Below are 17220 nucleotides of genomic sequence, written 5' to 3'. Positions count from 1 at the left end.
GACAAGGAACCACCATGACTCACGCACACAACCCGGCCGCCCACCCGCTGCTCGACGCCTTCGAGGCCGACTTCCTGAGCCAGGTCGTCGCCTTCGCCCGCGAGGAGGTCGCACCCGGCGCCGCCGAGCGCGACCGGATCGAGAAGGGCGAGCTCGACTGGGACACCGTCCGCAAGGGCCACGCGCTGGGCCTGCTGCGGATGGCCATCCCGCGCGACTTCGGCGGCCTCGGCCTGAGCCAGCTCGCCCTCGCGCTCACCCTGGAGGAGCTGGCCTCCGCCGACCCGGGCATGGCGCTGGTCTTCGGCGCCACCGGCCTGTTCCAGACCCCGCTGCTGATCTGCGAGAACCCGCGGCTCCAGGAGAAGTACCTGCCCGCCTTCCTCGGCCCGGAGCCGGTCCTCGCCTGCAACGCGGTCGCCGAGGAGCGCAACGGAACCGACCTGGTGCTGCCTCAGCAGGCGCCCTACGCACAGGACATGACGGTCGCCCGCCGCTCCGGCAGCGAGTACCTGCTCACCGGCACCAAGCGCTACATCACCAACGCCCCGGTCGCCACCTACGCCACGATCATGGCCAACCTCGACGGCGCCCCCGGCTCGACCGGCCTGACCTGCTTCGTCACCGAGCTGGAGCAGGACGGCGTCACCCGCGGCGAGATCCACGACAAGGTGGGCTACCGCACCGCCCCCGCCGGCGAGCTGATCCTCGACAACGCCCGGGTGCCCGAGGAGAACGTCATCGGTGACGAGCACGGCGGCTGGGACCTCAACGTCGCCATCGGCAACCTCACCCGCGTCACCTGCGCGGCCGTCGCCACCGGCATCGCACGGCACGCCCTGGACCGTGCGGTCGCCTGGGCCGGCACCCGCCGCCAGGGCGGCCGGCTGCTCTTCGAGCACCAGATGTCCGCCCGCAAGCTCGCCGACATGTCCGCCCGCGTGTCCGCCGCCCGCGCCCTGTACCTGGACGCGGTGCTGAAGGCCGACACCGTCATCCCCACCCCGGCCTACGAGCCCGCCGTCGCCAAGCTGGTGGCCGACCGCGCCGCCATCGACAACGCCGACGCCGCCATGAGCCTCATCGGCGCCGCCGCCTTCCAGCGCGAGGACGGCATGGACCGGGTTCTGCGCGACGCCTACGGCCCCCGCATCTACGAAGGCAGCCCCGAGGCACTCGCACTGGTCATCACCGGCGAGCTGTTCGGCGTCCCGGAGGTCCGGTGACCACCGCAGCCCCCACGAACCCCGCCACCGCCTCCTACCGGGAGCGGGTGCTGCAGGACACCGCCGCGATCCGGCTGCCCGACCTGGACAGCCACGTGGACGGCGAACCGCTGTTCCGCTCCGCCAGCCCCGAGGGCCTGCTGACCCTCACCGTGCGCGGGGCGCAGCTGCCCACCGCCCACCTCGACGACATCTACCGGTTCCGGCTGGCCCAGTACCTCAAGCGCGGCTGGCTCAACGAAGAGCTCGCCGCAGCGGCGGACCTCACCGCCGAGCCGTACGACGCCCACGCCCTCCAGGACCAGCACACCCTGGTCGTGGAGGAGGAGACCGGGCGGCTGCGCGGCTACGGCACGCTGGCCCACACCCGCAGCCCCGAACACACCCTGCTCGGCGACGACGCCCACCTGCCCTTCGTCGTCGAACGCGACTACGGCCTGCGGCTCGCCGACGAACTCGGCGCGGCCACCCCGGCGAAGCGGGTGTGGGAGGGCAAGCGGCTCATGCGCGACTACGCCATGGACCGGTCGCAGGCCGCCGTGTCCGTCCCCTGGTGGGTCTACCGGGGCTGGGCCGAAGGATGCCTGCGGGCCCTGTCCGAGGACGGGGCGGCGATCGTGGGCGACGGCAAGCCGAACGGAGCCATCCTCCAGCTGGCGCTGCTCGGCTTCCGGACCCGGACCCTCGACGTGCCCGCCCACCCCGCGGACCCGGGCGACCTGTTCGCACCCATGTGGGACCAGGAACAGCGTTCGTACCCCTTCGTCCTCACCCGCGCGGACACGCTGCGCCCCACCCTGACCCACCTCGACGCGATCCTCGCGTCCGGGGAGACCGGGTCGGTCGCGGCCCGGCTGACCGCCTTCCAGGAGGCCAGGACATGAGCCTGCACACGGACCCGAGCGGCCCGCCCGACGTGGGCACCCCCGCCGAAGCCCGCGAGCTGGACGAGGAGCTCTACTACGCCTCGCTCACCCAGCGCAACCGCGGTCTGATCCCCGCCGCGCTCCAGGAGCAGATCCGGCACACCCCCCTGCTCATCGCGGGCTGCGGCTCCATCGGCGGAGCCACCGTGCAGCCCCTGGGCCGCATGGGGTACCGGGACTTCGTCCTCGCGGACGTCGGTACCTACGAGCTGAACAACCTCAACCGCCAGAACGCCACCGTCGACGACCTGGGCCGCAACAAGGCCGAGGTGGGCGCCGACGCCCTGCGCGCCATCAACCCGCACGTCCTGGCCGAGGTGGTGCCCGAGGGCATCACCCGGGACAACGTCCGGGAACTGGTCCGGCGGGCCGAGGTCATCGTGGACGGGGTCGACGTGACCACCCCGTCCGGGCTGCGCGCGAAGATCGCCCTGCACCAGGAGGCGTGCCGCCAGCGCAAACCGCTGGTCACCGGCTGGGACATGGCCGGCATGCTGGCGGCCCAGTGCTTCGACTACCGGCTGGTCCGGCGGATCTTCGACGGCCAGCTGCTGGCCGAGGACGCCGACGTACTGAGCACCTGGGAAGTGATCTTCCGCATCGCCCCCAGGTCGCACATCCCGGGCGAGATGTACCGCGAGCTCCGCCGGGGCCTCGCCCGCCCCGACTACAGCGTGCCGCAGCTCACCGAGGCGGCCACCCAGTTCGGCTCGCTGGCCGTCCACATGGTCAACCAGCTGGTGGCGGGCGAGGACGTGCCCCGCACGGTCGCCGTCGACGTCCACCACATCGCCCTGACACCCGGCCGCCGGGTCGTGGACCGCGTCTCCCGGCACTGGGAGAAGGCCCGCTTCCTGAACCACCTGCCGCGCGAGCAGGCCTGGCGCGGATTCAGCCCGGCCGCCGTCTACCGGCTCGGCCGCAGTTCCGCACCGGCCGCCCAGCCGCGGACCCGCAGAAAGGAAAGCCCTGCATGAGAAAAGAATTTGCGTACGCCGACGCGCGCACGTCCGGAATCGTGCTGAGCGAGACCGAGTCCGACATCGTCGAAGCCGCCGCACTGAAGATAGCCGCGCAGTACGCGGAGTACTCGCTGCACAGCACCGACCTCCTCCACGCCGTGGAACTCGCCGCGGCCGCACTGCCGAGCAAGGTCCGGCGCGCGCTCATCTCCTTCCGCGACGAGAGCAACGCGAGCGGCACCCTCCTGCTGCGCGGACTCCCCCTGGGCAGCCTGCCGGCCACCCCCGACCGGGTGGAGGACGAGCCGGCCTGGACCGACGTCTCCGTGGCGACGCTCAGCCAGCTGATGGTGATGTCGGTCCTGGGCCGCTCGATCTCCTACAGCGACGAGAAGAGCGGCAACCTGGTCCAGGACGTCAGCCCCAAGCGCGGCGCGGAGAACCGCCAGGAGAACAGCGGCTCCATCCTGCTGGAACTCCACACGGAGGACGGCTTCCACCCCGCCGCCCCGCACTTCCTGAGCCTGATCTGCCTGCGCGGCGACCGCGACGGCCTCGCCGCCACCGTGACCGGCGGAATCGGGGACGTACTGCCACAACTGGACGAGAAGACCGTCGCCGCGCTGCGCCGGCCCGAGTTCAGGACCAGGTTCAGCACCTCCTTCGTGCACGACACCGACGAAGAGGTGCTGACCCCGCCGGTACCGGTGCTCTCCGGCGCGCCGGCCAATCCGGACCTGCGGGTGGACTTCCACGGAACGGTCGGCACCACCCCGGCGGCGCGGGCGGCGCTCGCCGCGCTGGAGGACGCCGTACTCGGTTCCCTGCGCGGCATCGTGCTGGAACCCGGTGAGCTGATCATCCTCGACAACCGTCGCACGGTGCACGGGCGGACGGGATTCACCCCGCGCTACGACGGCGCGGACCGCTGGCTGCGCCGCTCCTTCGCGCTCGCCGACCTGCGGCCGGTCCTCGACGACCTCGGCGAGGGCCGCAGCCACAACGCGATCACCGCGCGACGGCCCGCCCGCGGACTGGTGAGGGCCGCCTGACGGACGCCCGGGGTCCGGCCCGGCCCCGTCCGGCCGGCCGGACCCGGACCGCCCCACCCCGCTTTGCGCCGACCGCGGCCCGGGCGCGGGCCGGCGCAAGGGCCGCGGCAGCGGTCGGGGCCCCGCATCCGGGGCCCGGCCGCCCGTGCGCGCGGCTACTCCTCCGGCGGGAAGACCGGCTCGCCCGTCGCGGCCAGGGTGATCAGGATGGCCTCGACCGGGCAGCCCTCCGCCGCCGTGAGGACCGGCTCGCTCGCGTCCGCCTGCGCGGCCCGCGGGTGGGACTGGCGCGCCGAGTCCAGGACGAAGCCGTCCGGGGCGTGGTTCACGCACATGCCCGAGCCGATGCAGACCCCCCGGTCCACCTCGACCTGCCAGCGGTCACCCATCAGGCACCCGCCTCATGGCCCGCCGGCAGGTGGATCATCTTGTGCTCCAGGTACTCGCTCAGGCCCTCCGGACCGAACTCCCGCCCGACGCCACTGTTCTTGTAGCCGCCGAACGGCCCCAGCATGTCCAGGCTGAAGGTGTTCACGTTGAAGGTGCCGGTGCGGATCTGCCGGGCGAAGCCGATGCCGTGCTCGACGTCCGCGGTCCAGACGCTGCCGCTGAGGCCGAAGTCCGAGTCGTTGGCGATCCGTACGGCCTCGGCCTCGTCCCCGTACGGGATCAGGCAGACGACCGGGCCGAAGATCTCCTCGCGCGCGATCCGCATGGAGTTGTCGACGTCCCCGAAGAGGGTGGGCTCCACGTACCAGCCCTGCTCCAGGCCGGCCGGGCGGCCGCCACCCGCCAGGACCTTCGCGCCCTCCTCCTGACCGATCCGGATGTAGTCCAGCGAGCGCTGCTGCTGCCGCCGGGCCACGAGCGGGCCGAGCTGCGTCGCCGGGTCGAGCGGGTCGCCGACGACCAGCGCGCCCGCCGCCGCGGCCAGGGCCTCGGCCACTTCCTCGTACCGGCTGCGGGGGGCGAGGATGCGGGTCTGGGCCACGCACGCCTGGCCGTTGTTCATCCAGGCCGCGGGCACGATCCCGGCGACCGCGGCCTCGATGTCGGCGTCCGGCAGGACCACGGCCGCCGACTTGCCGCCGAGTTCGAGGGTGACCCGGGTGAGGTTGCGCGCGGCGACCTCCATCACGCGCTTGCCGGCCGCGACGGAGCCGGTGAAGGCGACCTTGTCGATGCCGGGGTGGCCGACCAGGTACTCGCTGACCTCGCGGTCCGCGGGCAGGATCGACAGGACGCCCTCGGGGAGTCCGGCCTCCCGCGCGATGTCGGCGAGGATGTAGGAGTCCAGCGGCGCCTCCGGCGACGGCTTGAGGATCACCGTCGAGCCGGTCAGGAGCGCCGGGGCGAGTTTGGCCGCCGCCACGAACTGCGGGACGTTCCACGGGATGACGGCGGCGACCACGCCCACCGGCTCCCGGCGCACCAGGATCGGGCCGAGCACGCCCTGGCGGTACTCCTCGTACGGGTAGGCGCGGGCGACCGTGATCGCGGCGTCGTAGACCATCATCGGGCCGAGTGCCTGGGCGAGGACGCTCCAGGAGTACGGGGAGCCGTTCTGGGAGCTGATGGAGCGGGCTATCTCCTCGTGCCGGACGGCGATGGCGTCCTTGATCCGGGAGACGACGGCGATCCGCTCGTCCAGGGTCATCCGCGGCCAGGGGCCCTCGTCGAACGCCTTGCGCGCGACGGCGACGGCGCGGTCGACGTCCGCCTTCGAGGCGTGCGGGACGGATCCGATGACCTGCTCGGTGTGCGGGGAGACGATCCGGATCGTGTCGGTGCCCAGCGGATCCGTCCACTCCCCGCCGATGAACAGTTTTCCGTGTTCCACGAGCTCGGTCATGGCTGCTGCCTCCTGCGGCTTGGGCGTTCCAGAACTGATACCAGTTCTAGTTGGAGGAGTCCACGGCCAGGACGGAACGACGGAGAAGATCGAACGACTAGTCAGAAAGCCGGGAAAGTGGTCGACTTGGGCTACTACTGGAACACGTTCTCGTCCGAGGACGGCAACAGGGGAGGGCGCATGACGGAGGACACGTCACCGGCCACCGGCCACGGCACCGGTCACGGCACCGATCGGACGGACGGCCGGGCGACGACCGACCGGACCTCCCCCCACGTCATCGACCACGGCGGAGGCGTGTGGGGGATCAAGGTCCCCATCCCCGACAACCCCCTCGGACACACCCTCGTCCACGTCCTCGACACCGACCGCGGCCCGGTCCTCGTCGACACCGGCTGGGACGACCCCGAATCCTGGGACACCCTCGTCGCCGGCCTCGCCGCACTCGGCATCGCCGTCGCCGACGTCCACGGCGTGGTCATCACCCACCACCACCCCGACCACCACGGCCTCTCCGGCCAGGTCCGCGAGGCATCCGGCGCATGGATCGCCATGCACGCCGCCGACACCGAGATCGTCGTACGGACCCGAGCCTCCGAGCCCGGCGTCTGGTTCGACTACATGAGCACCAAACTCGCCGCCGCCGGAGCCCCCGAGGAACACATCGCCCCGCTGCGCGCCGCCCGCGCGAGCGGCCGCATGCGCACCCTGCCCGGCCTGCGCGCCGCCGTCCCCGACCGGGAGATCGTCCCCGCCGAGCTGCTCCCCCTCGCCGGACGCCGGCTGCGCGCGATCTGGACCCCCGGCCACACCCCCGGCCACGTCTGCCTGCACCTGGAGGAAACGCACCCGGCGAACCTCCCCGGCAACGGCCGCCTCTTCTCCGGCGACCACCTGCTGCCCGGGATCTCCCCGCACATCGGCCTGTACGAGGCCCCGGAGGACACCCGCGTCACCGACCCCCTCGGCGACTACCTCGACTCCCTCGAACGCATCGGCCGCCTCGGACCCGCCGAGGTGCTCCCGGCCCACCAGCACGCCTTCACCGACGCACCCGCCCGCGTACGGGAACTCCTCGACCACCACGAGGAACGGCTCCGCGGCCTTCGGGCGCTGCTGGCCGAACCGCTGACCCCGTGGGGCCTGGCCGAGCGGATGGAATGGAATCGGCCCTGGGACCAGATCCCGTACGGCTCCCGCAACATCGCCGTCTCGGAAGCGGAGGCCCATCTGCGGCGGCTGGTGAAGCAGGGCCGCGCGGAGGCGGTGCCGGGCACGGACCCGGTGACGTACCGGGCCGTGTGACGGGCGCCCCTGAACGGCGCCCCGGAGCCGCCGGTTACGGGCCGGTAGAGTGAACCTGTCGTCCACACCTGTGTACGGGGGGAAGCCGGTGCGATTCCGGCGCTGACCCGCAACCGTGACCCACACCCGGCACCGCCCGGGCGGGGAGCCGGAATGCCCCGTACCGCAGGTGCGCGGCTCGCGCCGCCGGAGTCCCCGGCGGCCGGCACCGTCGAGGCAAACGGAGCCGGAGCCCGGTGCCTGTGCGTGCCTGCTGCCGGTTCCCCCGTACGAGAGGCACCCGCCCCCCATGAACGTCCGTCGCAGCGCAGCCGCGCTCGCCGCCTCCGCCGTGCTCTGCGTGGGCGCCGCCCCCGCAGCCCTCGCCGACACCGCGCCGCCCGCCTCTCCCTCCGCGCCCCCGGTCGTCCCCTCCGGTCTCTACGGCAAGAACGACCCCACCTACGACGGCGTGTGGCGGCAGTCCTTCGCACTGCTCGCCCAGCACACGGTGGGCGTCAAGCCCTCCGTCAAGGCCATGGTCTGGCTGGTCGGCCAGCAGTGCGACAACGGCGGCTTCTCCTCCTTCCGCCCGAACGCCGCCGTGGCGTGCGACGCGAACACGATGCTCGACACGAACGCCACCGCGGCCGCCGTGCAGGCGCTGCAGGCACTCGGCGGCCAGGACGCGGCCGTCAGGAAGAGCGTCGACTGGCTGAAGTCCGTCCAGAACGAGGACGGCGGCTGGAGCTACGTCCCCGGCTCCCCCAGCGATGCCAACTCCACCGCCGTGGTCATCAGCGCCCTGTCCGTGGCGGGCGAGAAGCCCGCCGAGATCAAGTCGAAGGCGGGCAAGTCGGCCCACGAGGGCCTGCTCGCCTTCCAGCTGGGCTGCACCGCCGAGCCGGCCACCGACCGGGGCGCCTTCGCGTACCAGCCGGCCGACGGCAAGCTCCTCGCCAACGCCGACGCCACGGCCGCCGCCGCCCTGGCCGGCCTCGGCAAGGGCGCGGCCGTCGTCCCGTCCTCCGAGAACACCCCCGCGGCCCCGCTGACCTGCCCGGCGACGAACGCCGGCGACCCGGTGACCGCCGCCCAGGGTGCGGCCGGACACCTGGCCGAGGCCCTCAAGAAGGACGGCCACCTCATGGCCGTCACCCCGGGCTCGGACCAGCCCGTGCCCGACACCGGCAACACCGCCGACGCGGTGATCGCCCTGGCCGCGGCCGGACACAAGGAGTCGGCCGCGGGCGCCCTGGAGTGGCTCAAGGCCAACTCCGCCGCGTGGGCCCAGGGCAGCCCGGCCGCCCTGGGCACGCTGGTGCTCGCCGCGCACGCGACCGGCACCGACCCGAAGTCCTTCGGCGGCACCGACCTCGTCGCCGCACTGAACGCGACCGGCCCGGCCCCGCAGGGTACGGACACCTCGGCGACCGAGGTGGACAGCAAGAAGGAGAAGCCGTCCGGCGGCCAGAACGTCTGGTGGATCGTCGGTTCGTGCGCCGCGGCCGGAATCGGCATCGGCATCCTGCTGAGCGGCCGCCGGAAGAAGAACGAGTCCTGATGCGCCGCCGCCCGCCCGCCGTGGCCCTCGCTCTGGGGATCGCCCTGGCCCTGCTGGCCGCCACTCCGGCGCTGGCGGCCGGCTACCGCTACTGGTCGTTCTGGGACGGCGCGGCCGGCGGCCAGTGGTCGTACGCGACCCAGGGCCCCTCGATGGCCCGCCCGGCGGACGGCACCGTCCAGGGCTTCCGCTTCGCGGTGAGCAAGGACGCGGCGGCGCAGGCGGCCCAGCCGCGCGCCGCTGCCGACTTCGAGGCCGTCTGCGGGTCGACCGCCCCGCAGCAGGGCAGGAAGCGGGTGGCGCTCGTCATCGACTTCGGCGTCCCGGCGGACGCCCCGGCGGGCGACACCCCGCCCGGGACCGCCCCGCGCACGGCCTGCGCGCAGGTCGCCCCGGCGGCCACGACGGCCGAGGCCCTGGCCTCGGTCGCCAAGCCGCTGCGCTACAACAGCGCGGCACTGCTGTGCGCGATCTCCGGCTACCCGAAGCAGGGCTGCGGAGACCAGGTCGCGGACACCTCGGCGGGGACCTCGGCCGAGGCACCCGCCGCGCCGGCCGGATCCGCCGCGCCGTCGGCGGCCGTGCCCGCCGGATCCGCGCCTGCCGGCGAAGGCGGCCCGTCTGCGGGCCTGCTCGTGGGCATCGCCGCAGTGGTCGCCCTGGCCGCGGCCGGCGTCTGGCAGTCCCGCCGCCGCACCCGATGACGGACCACGCCGCCGCCCCCGCCGGGCTCACCCCCACCGGAGCCGCACCCGGCGGCCGGTCCCCGGCCCGCCGGAGCCCGGCCGCGGCGCAGGAGCCCCCGCACCGGTCGGCGTACGACCGATGGAAGGCCCCGCAGGCGAACCGGGCCACCGCCCTGCACGCGGGAGCCTGGTGGCTGTGGGCCCTCGGCCTCGCCACCGCCGCCTCCCGCACCACCAACCCCCTCCTCCTCGGGCTGATCGTCGGCGTCGCCGGGTACGTCGTCGCGGCCCGCCGCACCGACGCGCCCTGGGCCCGGTCCTACAGCGCCTTCCTCAAGCTGGGCCTCTTCGTCATCGGCCTGCGCCTGCTCTTCTCCATGCTCCTCGGCTCCCCCGTCCCCGGCTCGCACACCCTCTTCACCCTCCCGGAGGTCCCGCTCCCCTCCTGGGCCCAGGGCATCCGCTTCGGCGGCCGGGTGACCGGCGAGCAGCTCGCCTTCGCCTTCTACGACGGCGCCAAGCTGGCCACCCTCCTGGTGTGCGTCGGCGCCGCGAACGCCCTCGCCAATCCGGCGCGGTTGCTGAAGTCCCTCCCGGCCGCCCTGTACGAGGCCGGGGTCGCCGTCGTCGTCGCCATGACCTTCGCGCCGAACATGGTCGCCGACGTCGTCCGCCTGCGGAACGCCCGACGGCTGCGCGGCCGCCCCACCGGCGGGGTGAAGGCGATCCTCCAGATCGGCCTGCCGGTCCTGGAGGGCGCCCTGGAACGCTCCGTCGCCATCGCCGCGTCCATGGACGCGCGCGGGTACGGCCGCACGGCCCGGGTCCCGCGCGCCGTCCGGCACACCACCAACGCCCTCACCCTCGGCGGCCTGCTCGGCATGTGCGCGGGCACGTACGGCCTGCTCGCCGCGCAGGGCGCCGCGTACGGGCTGCCCGTGCTCGGCATCGGCGCGGTCCTGGCCGTCGCCGGGCTGCGCCTCGGCGGACGCCGGTCGCTCCGGACCCGCTACCGGCCCGACCGGTGGGGGCCGCGCGCCTGGCTGGTATCCGGATCGGGCGCGGCCGTCGCCGCCCTGCTGATCCGCGCCGGCTCCGTCGACCCGGCCGCTCTGCACCCGGGCGTGGTCCCGCTGGCGGCCCCCGCGCTCCCGCTGTGGCCGGCCGCCGCGATCCTGATCGGCCTGCTGCCCGCCTTCGTGGCACCCGTACCGCCCAAGGAGGCGTCGCAGTGATCCGCTTCGAGCAGGTGTCGGTCACCTACGAGGGCGCGGCCGGCCCGTCCCTGCGGGGCGTCGACCTGGTGATCCCGGAGGGTGAGCTGACCCTGCTGGTCGGCCCTTCGGGCGTCGGCAAGTCCACCCTGCTCGGGACGGTCAGCGGACTGGTCCCGCACTTCACGGGCGGCACCCTGCGCGGCCGGGTCACGGTCGCCGGCCGCGACACGCGCACCCACAAGCCGCGCGAGCTCGCGGACGTGGTGGGCACGGTCGGCCAGGACCCCCTCGCGCACTTCGTGACGGACGTGGTGGAGGACGAGCTCGCCTACGGCATGGAGTCCCTGGGCCTGCCACCTGCGGTGATGCGCCGCCGGGTGGAGGAGACCCTGGACCTGCTGGGCCTGAACGAGCTGCGCGACCGGCCGATCGCGACGCTGTCCGGAGGCCAGCAGCAGCGGGTCGCGATCGGCTCGGTCCTCACCCCGCACCCGAAGGTGCTGGTGCTGGACGAGCCGACCTCCGCGCTCGACCCGGCGGCGGCGGAGGAGGTCCTCGCGGTCCTCCAGCGCCTGGTCCACGACCTGGGCACCACCGTGCTGATGGCGGAGCACCGGCTGGAGCGGGTGGTCCAGTACGCCGACCAGGTCCTGCTCCTGCCCGCACCGGGCGCGGCCCCGCTCATCGGCACCCCGGCGGAGATCATGGCCGTCTCCCCGGTCCACCCGCCGGTGGTCTCCCTGGGCCGCCTCGCGGGCTGGTCCCCCCTCCCCCTCTCGGTCCGCGACGCCCGCCGCCGGGCCGCTCCGCTGGTGGCCCGCCTGTCGCCTGCGGCGGGCCCGGCCCCGTCGGACCCCACGGGCCGCCTGTCCGAGCCCGTCCGCCCCGCCGCTTCCCAGGGCTCCGCCCCGGACCCCGCGCCGCAACCGCCGGCAATTCCGGCCCCGCCGGCGTTTGAGGCGCGGGGGTCCGGGGGCGGAGCCTCCGGCAACGGAGCCCCCGGGCTCCTCGCGCGCCTGCTCCGCCGCGCCAAGCCGAGCCCCGCCCCGGCCGAAGCCGAAGCCGTCGCACAGAGCCCGGCCGAGGTCCACCGGGTCACCGTCCGACGCGGCCGCGTCCAGGCCCTGCACGGCATCACCCTCACCGTCTCCCCCGGCGAAACCATCGCCCTCATGGGCCGCAACGGCGCCGGCAAGTCCACCCTGCTCTCCACCCTCGTCGGTACGGTCACCCCCACCACCGGCGAGGTGACCGTCGGCGGCCGCACCCCCCACCGCACGGCCCCGCCCGAGATGGTGCGCCGCGTCGGCCTCGTCCCGCAGGAACCCCGCGACCTCCTCTACGCCGACACGGTCGCCGCCGAGTGCGCCGCCGCCGACTCCGACGCCGCCGCACCCCCCGGCACCTGCCGCGACCTCGTCTCGGCGCTGCTCCCGGACGTCCCCGACGACACCCACCCGCGCGACCTCTCCGAGGGCCAGCGCCTGGCCCTCGCCCTGGCACTGGTCCTCACCGGCCGCCCCGCCCTGCTGCTGCTCGACGAACCGACCCGCGGCCTGGACTACGCTGCCAAGGTCCGCCTGATCGGGATCCTGCGCGGCCTGGCCGCCGAGGGCCATGCCATCGTCCTGGCCACCCACGACGTGGAGCTCGCCGCCGAGCTGGCCCACCGCGTGGTGATCCTGGCCGGCGGGGAGGTCGTCGCGGACGGTCCGACCGCCGAGGTCGTCGTCTCCTCCCCCGCTTTCGCGCCGCAGGTGGCGAAGGTCCTGGCCCCGGGCCACTGGCTCACCGTGGCCCAGGTCGCCGAGGCCCTCGAGGCGGCGGAAGCCCGATGAACCGCCCCGCCCGCCCCGCCCGCCCAGCTCGCCCCGTCCGCATCGGCCCCCGGGCCGCCGTCGCCCTGGTCCTCGTCACCCTCATCGGGATCGCGGCCTTCGGCTGGCCGCTGCTCGCCGACCGTCAATCGGGGTTCGCCCACTCGCAGGACGCCCCCTGGCTCTTCGCCGCGCTCCTCCCGCTCCTGGTGGCGGTCGTCGTCGCGACCATCGCGGACAACGGCATGGACGCCAAGGCGGTGGCGATGCTCGGTGTGCTCGCCGCCGTCGGGGCGGCGCTGAGACCGCTGGGCGCGGGCACGGCCGGGCTGGAGCCCATGTTCTTCCTGATGGTGCTCAGCGGGCGCGTCCTCGGACCCGGCTTCGGTTTCGTCCTGGGCTCGGTGACGATGTTCGCCTCCGCCCTGCTGACCGGCGGGGTCGGGCCGTGGATGCCGTTCCAGATGCTGGCGATGGGCTGGTTCGCGCTGGGGGCGGGGCTGCTGCCGGGGCCGGAGCGGATCCGGGGGCGGGCGGAGCTGCTGATGCTGGCCGCGTACGGCTTCGCGGGCTCGTTCGCGTACGGCACGGTCATGAATCTGCAGGGCTGGGTGATCCTGCAGGGCATGGGGCAGGGCGTCTCCTTCCATCCGGGGGAGCCGGTGGCCGCGAACCTGGCGCGGTTCGCCGCGTACTGCCTGGCGACCTCGGTGGGCTGGGACCTGGGCCGAGCCGTGCTGACCGTCGTACTGACGCTCGCCCTCGGGGCGACCCTGCTGAAGGCGCTGCGCCGGGCGACCCGCAAAGCCGCCTTCGACGCTCCCGTCTCCTTCGATCCGGTGGGCGAAATCGGGCGCGACCCCGTCCCCGAAAGGGGTACGAACCGCAGCGGAGGGTGACATTCGGGCCCTCCGCCGGTGACCCGCCCCATAGGACCTGGGTCACATACGAGCCGGGGTAGTAGGCCCCGCAGGGCCCGCGCCCGCCCATCGACAGCCGCCCCCACCTGCACGGACGTTGATCGCGACCGAGGCGGGTCGCCGGCCCCCCGCTGCGAGGCCGCCTAGTAAGCGGGGGCTTTGCCAGGCCGCCGGGGCGTCGGTAGAACTGGATGAGTCGCAAGGCGGCACGGGTACTTCACCCGCCGCCGACGAACCTCTCTCCTCCGCGTGAGTGGCTCACGCATGTCTTCGGCATGCGTGCGACCGCCCTTGTCCCCTTCGGAAGGTCAATCCGTGTCCAACGCCGTCATCCGCCGCATCGCCGCTTCCAAGAAGACCCTCACGGGTACCGTCCTCGCCCTGGGCGTCGCCGGTTCCATGCTGGCCGCGGTTCCCGCGCAGGCCGCCCCGGTGAGCGCCAAGGCGATCGCGCAGCAGATGATCAAGGACCCGGCCCAGTTCGCTGCGTTCGACAAGATCATCTCTCACGAGAGCGGCTGGGACCACACCGCGACCAACGCCTCTTCCGGCGCGTACGGCCTGGCTCAGGCCCTGCCGGCCTCGAAGATGGCCTCCGCGGGTGCGGACTGGAAGACCAACCCGGCCACCCAGATCAAGTGGGGCCTGGACTACATGAACGACCGCTACGGCAGCCCGGTCGGCGCCTGGAACTTCTGGTCCGCCAACCACTGGTACTGAGCCGCCGGCAGCTGCGGGCAGCGACAGCAGAAGCAGTAGCGAGCAGTAGACATACGAAGGCCCCGGTGGCCGGCCTCCCCAGGTCCGGCCACCGGGGCCTTCTGCATCCCATCCCACGGGGCTCAGGGGCGCCTCACAGGCGCTGGATGATCGTGCCGGTCGCCAGCGCGCCTCCCGCGCACATGGTGATCAGCGCGAACTCCTTGTCGCGGCGCTCCAGCTCGTGCAGCGCGGTGGTGATCAGCCGGGCTCCGGTGGCACCGACGGGGTGGCCGAGCGCGATGCCCCCGCCGTTGACGTTGACCTTCTCCAGGTCCTGGTCGAAGACCTGCGCCCAGGAGAGGACCACGGAGGCGAAGGCCTCGTTGATCTCGACGAGGTCGATGTCCCGCAGCGACATCCCGGCCTTGCCGAGCACGGCCCGGGTCGCGTCGATCGGCCCGTCCAGGTGGTAGTGGGGGTCGGCGCCGACCAGCGTCTGGGCGACGATCCGGGCGCGCGGCTTGAGCTTGAGGGCGCGGGCCATCTTGCGCGAGGCCCACATCACGGCGGCGGCGCCGTCGGATATCTGCGAGGAGTTCCCGGCGGTGTGCACGGCGGTGGGCATGACCGGCTTGAGCCGGGCCAGCGCCTCCATGCTGGTGTCCCGCAGCCCCTCGTCCCGGTCGACCAGACGCCACATGCCCTGGCCGGCGGCCTGCTCCTCCTCGGTCGTCGGCACCTGCACGGCGAAGGTCTCGCGCTTGAAGCGCTCCTCGGCCCACGCGGCGGCGGCCCGCTCCTGGGAGAGGAGCCCGAGCCGGTCGACGTCCTCACGGGACAGGCCCCGGTGGCGGGCGATCCGCTCGGCGGCCTCGAACTGGTTGGGCAGGTCGACGTTCCACTCGTCCGGGAAGGGCTTTCCCGGGCCGTGCTTGGATCCGGAGCCCAGCGGCACGCGGCTCATGGCCTCGACGCCGCAGGCGATGCCGATGTCCATGACCCCGCCGGAGATCATGTTGGCGACCATGTGGTTGGCCTGCTGCGAGCTGCCGCACTGACAGTCCACCGTGGTCGCGGCGGTCTCGTACGGGAGCCCCATGGCGAGCCAGGCGTTGCGGGCGGGGTTCATCGACTGCTCGCCCGCGTGCGTGACGGTCCCGCCGACGATCTGCTCCACGCAGTCGGGCTGGATTCCGGTACGGGCCAGCAGTTCGCGGTAGGTCTCACCGAGCAGGTAGGCGGGATGGAGGTTGGCGAGTGCGCCCCCGCGCTTACCGATGGGGGTGCGTACGGCTTCGACAATGACGGGTTCCGCGGCCATGAGCTCGTCCTCTCCTGCACTGCGTCAGCACGGCGGGCCGTCCCGGCGCCCCGCCCGAACTAGTACGCGTTCTAGTTCTCCCCGCAGTCTTATGACCTGAGGCCCGGCACGCAAGGGTCTTGCACGCGCCCTGCACGGATTCCACACGCAACAGTTGGCGCCACGACCCTTGTCACTTCTGGAACTCGTTACTACCTTCGAGCCAACTTCTGATGGTCCGTCAGACTTTGGAGTTGCCCGATGTCCTGCCCCGCACTGCCCGAAGGCTTCGACGCCACCGACCCAGACCTGCTCCAGAGCCGCGTCCCCTTCCCCGAGTTCGCGCAGCTGAGGCAGACCGCACCCGTGTGGTGGTGCCCGCAGCGGCGGGGCGTCACCGGCTTCGACGACGAGGGCTACTGGGCCGTGACCCGGCACGCGGACGTCAAGTACGTCTCCACCCACCCGGAACTGTTCTCCTCGACGACCAACACCGCGATCATCCGCTTCAACGAGCACATCCAGCGTGATGCGATAGATGCCCAGCGTCTGATCATGCTGAACATGGACCCGCCGGAACACACGCGCGTACGCCAGATTGTGCAGCGCGGCTTCACCCCCCGGGCCATCCGCGGACTGGAGTCGGCCCTGCGGGACCGCGCCCGGAAGATCGTCGAGGAGGCGTCGGCCACGGCGGCCGACGGCAGCTTCGACTTCGTCACCCAGGTGGCGTGCGAGCTCCCGCTGCAGGCCATCGCCGAACTGATCGGCGTACCGCAGAAGGACCGGGCCAAGATCTTCGACTGGTCGAACAAGATGATCGCCTACGACGACCCGGAGTACGCGATCACCGAGGAGGTCGGCTCCAACGCGGCGATGGAGCTCATCGGCTACGCGATGAACCTCTCCGCCCAGCGCAAGGAATGTCCGGCCAAGGACATCGTCACCCAGCTGGTGGCGGCCGAGGGCCAGGGCAACCTCGGTTCCGACGAGTTCGGCTTCTTCGTCCTGCTGCTGGCGGTCGCGGGCAACGAGACCACGCGCAACGCCATCAGCCACGGCATGCACGCCTTCCTGACCCACCCCGAGCAGTGGGAGCTCTACAAGGCGACCCGGCCGTCCACCGCCGCCGAGGAGATCGTGCGCTGGGCCACCCCGGTGGTGTCCTTCCAGCGCACCGCCACCCAGGACACCGAACTGGGCGGGCAGAAGATCAAGGCGGGCGACCGGGTGGGGATGTTCTACTCCTCCGCCAACCACGACCCCGAGGTCTTCACGAACCCGGACGTCTTCGACATCACCCGCGACCCCAACCCCCACCTGGGCTTCGGCGGCGGCGGACCGCACTTCTGCCTCGGCAAGTCCCTGGCGGTCATGGAGATCGACCTGATCTTCAACGCCCTGGCCGACGCCCTCCCCGACCTCCACCTCACCGCGGAACCCCCTCGCCGCCTCCGCGCAGCCTGGCTCAACGGCATCAAGGAACTCCGCGTCACCCACCCCTGACCGCCAAACCCCCAGCACGAAGCCACCCACTCCAGCCCCGCGGGCGCTTGAGGCGCTCCTTCAGCCTCACCGCCCACTCCAGCCCAGCCGGCGCTTGAAGCGCTCCTTCAGCCTCGCCGCCCTCCAGCCCAGCCGACGTTTGAGGCGCTCCTTCAGCCTCGCCGCCCACTCCAACCCCGCGGGCGCTTGAGGCGCTCTTTCAGCCT

15 protein-coding genes and 1 riboswitch are annotated in these 17220 nt (G+C 73.1%); of the genes, 12 read left to right on the top strand and 3 right to left on the bottom strand.

The features are described 5' to 3' along the window. Positions 1-14 precede the first annotated feature (14 nt). The 4 genes from ACWGE1_RS14350 to ACWGE1_RS14335 are packed head-to-tail and all read left to right on the top strand — an operon-like array spanning position 15 to position 4166. Positions 15-1226: an acyl-CoA dehydrogenase family protein gene (locus ACWGE1_RS14350; protein WP_453420802.1), complete on the top strand. Its 1212-nt coding sequence runs from the start codon at positions 15-17 to the stop codon at positions 1224-1226. Next, entirely contained in the window at positions 1223-2110 is an 888-nt protein-coding gene (locus ACWGE1_RS14345; RefSeq protein WP_453420801.1) for a hypothetical protein, read from the top strand. Before ACWGE1_RS14350 ends, ACWGE1_RS14345 begins: the two co-directional genes overlap by 4 nt. After that, positions 2107-3129, top strand: coding sequence for a HesA/MoeB/ThiF family protein (locus ACWGE1_RS14340; RefSeq protein ID WP_453420800.1), 1023 nt, complete (start codon positions 2107-2109; stop codon positions 3127-3129). The genes ACWGE1_RS14345 and ACWGE1_RS14340 overlap by 4 nt, the downstream gene beginning before the upstream one ends. Further along, complete coding sequence (locus tag ACWGE1_RS14335; RefSeq protein ID WP_453420799.1) at positions 3126-4166, top strand: TauD/TfdA family dioxygenase; 1041 nt, start codon at positions 3126-3128, stop codon at positions 4164-4166. The genes ACWGE1_RS14340 and ACWGE1_RS14335 overlap by 4 nt, the downstream gene beginning before the upstream one ends. A gap of 155 nt (positions 4167-4321) precedes the next feature. On the opposite strand, the gene ACWGE1_RS14330 is transcribed toward ACWGE1_RS14335, so the two are convergent. Both ACWGE1_RS14330 and ACWGE1_RS14325 read right to left on the bottom strand, forming a co-directional pair. Then, complete coding sequence (locus tag ACWGE1_RS14330) at positions 4322-4555, bottom strand: ferredoxin (protein ID WP_453420798.1); 234 nt, start codon at positions 4553-4555, stop codon at positions 4322-4324. Next, positions 4555-6018: an aldehyde dehydrogenase gene (locus ACWGE1_RS14325; RefSeq protein ID WP_453420797.1), complete on the bottom strand. Its 1464-nt coding sequence runs from the start codon at positions 6016-6018 to the stop codon at positions 4555-4557. Before ACWGE1_RS14325 ends, ACWGE1_RS14330 begins: the two co-directional genes overlap by 1 nt. Positions 6019-6198: 180 nt before the next feature. On the opposite strand from ACWGE1_RS14325, the gene ACWGE1_RS14320 reads away from it, so the two are divergent. The 7 genes from ACWGE1_RS14320 to ACWGE1_RS14290 all read left to right on the top strand — a co-directional run bounded on the left by ACWGE1_RS14320 (position 6199) and on the right by ACWGE1_RS14290 (position 14226). Continuing rightward, positions 6199-7323, top strand: coding sequence for an MBL fold metallo-hydrolase (locus tag ACWGE1_RS14320; RefSeq protein WP_453420796.1), 1125 nt, complete (start codon positions 6199-6201; stop codon positions 7321-7323). A gap of 80 nt (positions 7324-7403) precedes the next feature. Next, positions 7404-7473: riboswitch (cobalamin riboswitch) on the top strand. 139 nt (positions 7474-7612) lie between these two features. Further along, positions 7613-8866, top strand: a complete 1254-nt coding sequence (locus ACWGE1_RS14315; RefSeq protein WP_453420795.1) for a prenyltransferase/squalene oxidase repeat-containing protein — start codon at positions 7613-7615, stop codon at positions 8864-8866. Further along, positions 8866-9570 carry an SCO2322 family protein gene (locus ACWGE1_RS14310; RefSeq protein ID WP_453420794.1) on the top strand — a complete coding sequence of 235 codons (705 nt, stop codon included), beginning with the start codon at positions 8866-8868 and terminating at the stop codon, positions 9568-9570. Before ACWGE1_RS14315 ends, ACWGE1_RS14310 begins: the two co-directional genes overlap by 1 nt. Further along, a complete protein-coding gene (locus ACWGE1_RS14305; RefSeq protein ID WP_453420793.1) occupies positions 9567-10787 on the top strand; it encodes an energy-coupling factor transporter transmembrane component T in 1221 nt (406 codons plus the stop codon). Before ACWGE1_RS14310 ends, ACWGE1_RS14305 begins: the two co-directional genes overlap by 4 nt. Next, positions 10784-12607: an ABC transporter ATP-binding protein gene (locus ACWGE1_RS14300; RefSeq protein ID WP_453420792.1), complete on the top strand. Its 1824-nt coding sequence runs from the start codon at positions 10784-10786 to the stop codon at positions 12605-12607. The genes ACWGE1_RS14305 and ACWGE1_RS14300 overlap by 4 nt, the downstream gene beginning before the upstream one ends. Next, a complete protein-coding gene (locus ACWGE1_RS14295) occupies positions 12604-13485 on the top strand; it encodes an ECF transporter S component (RefSeq protein WP_453420791.1) in 882 nt (293 codons plus the stop codon). The genes ACWGE1_RS14300 and ACWGE1_RS14295 overlap by 4 nt, the downstream gene beginning before the upstream one ends. Positions 13486-13821: 336 nt before the next feature. Further along, positions 13822-14226: an aggregation-promoting factor C-terminal-like domain-containing protein gene (locus tag ACWGE1_RS14290; RefSeq protein ID WP_453420790.1), complete on the top strand. Its 405-nt coding sequence runs from the start codon at positions 13822-13824 to the stop codon at positions 14224-14226. Positions 14227-14359: 133 nt separating this feature from the next. Here the strand turns inward: ACWGE1_RS14290 and ACWGE1_RS14285 are convergent, their stop codons facing one another. Beyond that, entirely contained in the window at positions 14360-15529 is a 1170-nt protein-coding gene (locus ACWGE1_RS14285; RefSeq protein ID WP_030390693.1) for a steroid 3-ketoacyl-CoA thiolase, read from the bottom strand. Between the two features lie 240 nt (positions 15530-15769). On the opposite strand from ACWGE1_RS14285, the gene ACWGE1_RS14280 reads away from it, so the two are divergent. Beyond that, positions 15770-17014, top strand: coding sequence for a cytochrome P450 (locus tag ACWGE1_RS14280; RefSeq protein ID WP_453420789.1), 1245 nt, complete (start codon positions 15770-15772; stop codon positions 17012-17014). Positions 17015-17220 lie beyond the last annotated feature (206 nt).

Source organism: Streptomyces sp. NPDC054932, assembly GCF_053610205.1.
Note: the sequence above shows the minus strand (reverse complement) of the source record. Positions and strands in the feature narration are given on the sequence as shown.

Bases quoted from the DNA above. Each gene is read 5' to 3' on its own strand.
- ACWGE1_RS14350 (WP_453420802.1), top strand. From the start codon at position 15: ATGACTCACGCACACAACCCGGCCGCCCACCCGCTGCTCGACGCCTTC.
- ACWGE1_RS14340 (WP_453420800.1), top strand. From the start codon at position 2,107: ATGAGCCTGCACACGGACCCGAGCGGCCCGCCCGACGTGGGCACCCCC.
- ACWGE1_RS14335 (WP_453420799.1), top strand. From the start codon at position 3,126: ATGAGAAAAGAATTTGCGTACGCCGACGCGCGCACGTCCGGAATCGTG.
- ACWGE1_RS14330 (WP_453420798.1), bottom strand. From the start codon at position 4,555: ATGGGTGACCGCTGGCAGGTCGAGGTGGACCGGGGGGTCTGCATCGGC.
- ACWGE1_RS14325 (WP_453420797.1), bottom strand. From the start codon at position 6,018: ATGACCGAGCTCGTGGAACACGGAAAACTGTTCATCGGCGGGGAGTGG.
- ACWGE1_RS14320 (WP_453420796.1), top strand. From the start codon at position 6,199: ATGACGGAGGACACGTCACCGGCCACCGGCCACGGCACCGGTCACGGC.
- ACWGE1_RS14315 (WP_453420795.1), top strand. From the start codon at position 7,613: ATGAACGTCCGTCGCAGCGCAGCCGCGCTCGCCGCCTCCGCCGTGCTC.
- ACWGE1_RS14310 (WP_453420794.1), top strand. From the start codon at position 8,866: ATGCGCCGCCGCCCGCCCGCCGTGGCCCTCGCTCTGGGGATCGCCCTG.
- ACWGE1_RS14305 (WP_453420793.1), top strand. From the start codon at position 9,567: ATGACGGACCACGCCGCCGCCCCCGCCGGGCTCACCCCCACCGGAGCC.
- ACWGE1_RS14295 (WP_453420791.1), top strand. From the start codon at position 12,604: ATGAACCGCCCCGCCCGCCCCGCCCGCCCAGCTCGCCCCGTCCGCATC.
- ACWGE1_RS14285 (WP_030390693.1), bottom strand. From the start codon at position 15,529: ATGGCCGCGGAACCCGTCATTGTCGAAGCCGTACGCACCCCCATCGGT.
- ACWGE1_RS14280 (WP_453420789.1), top strand. From the start codon at position 15,770: ATGTCCTGCCCCGCACTGCCCGAAGGCTTCGACGCCACCGACCCAGAC.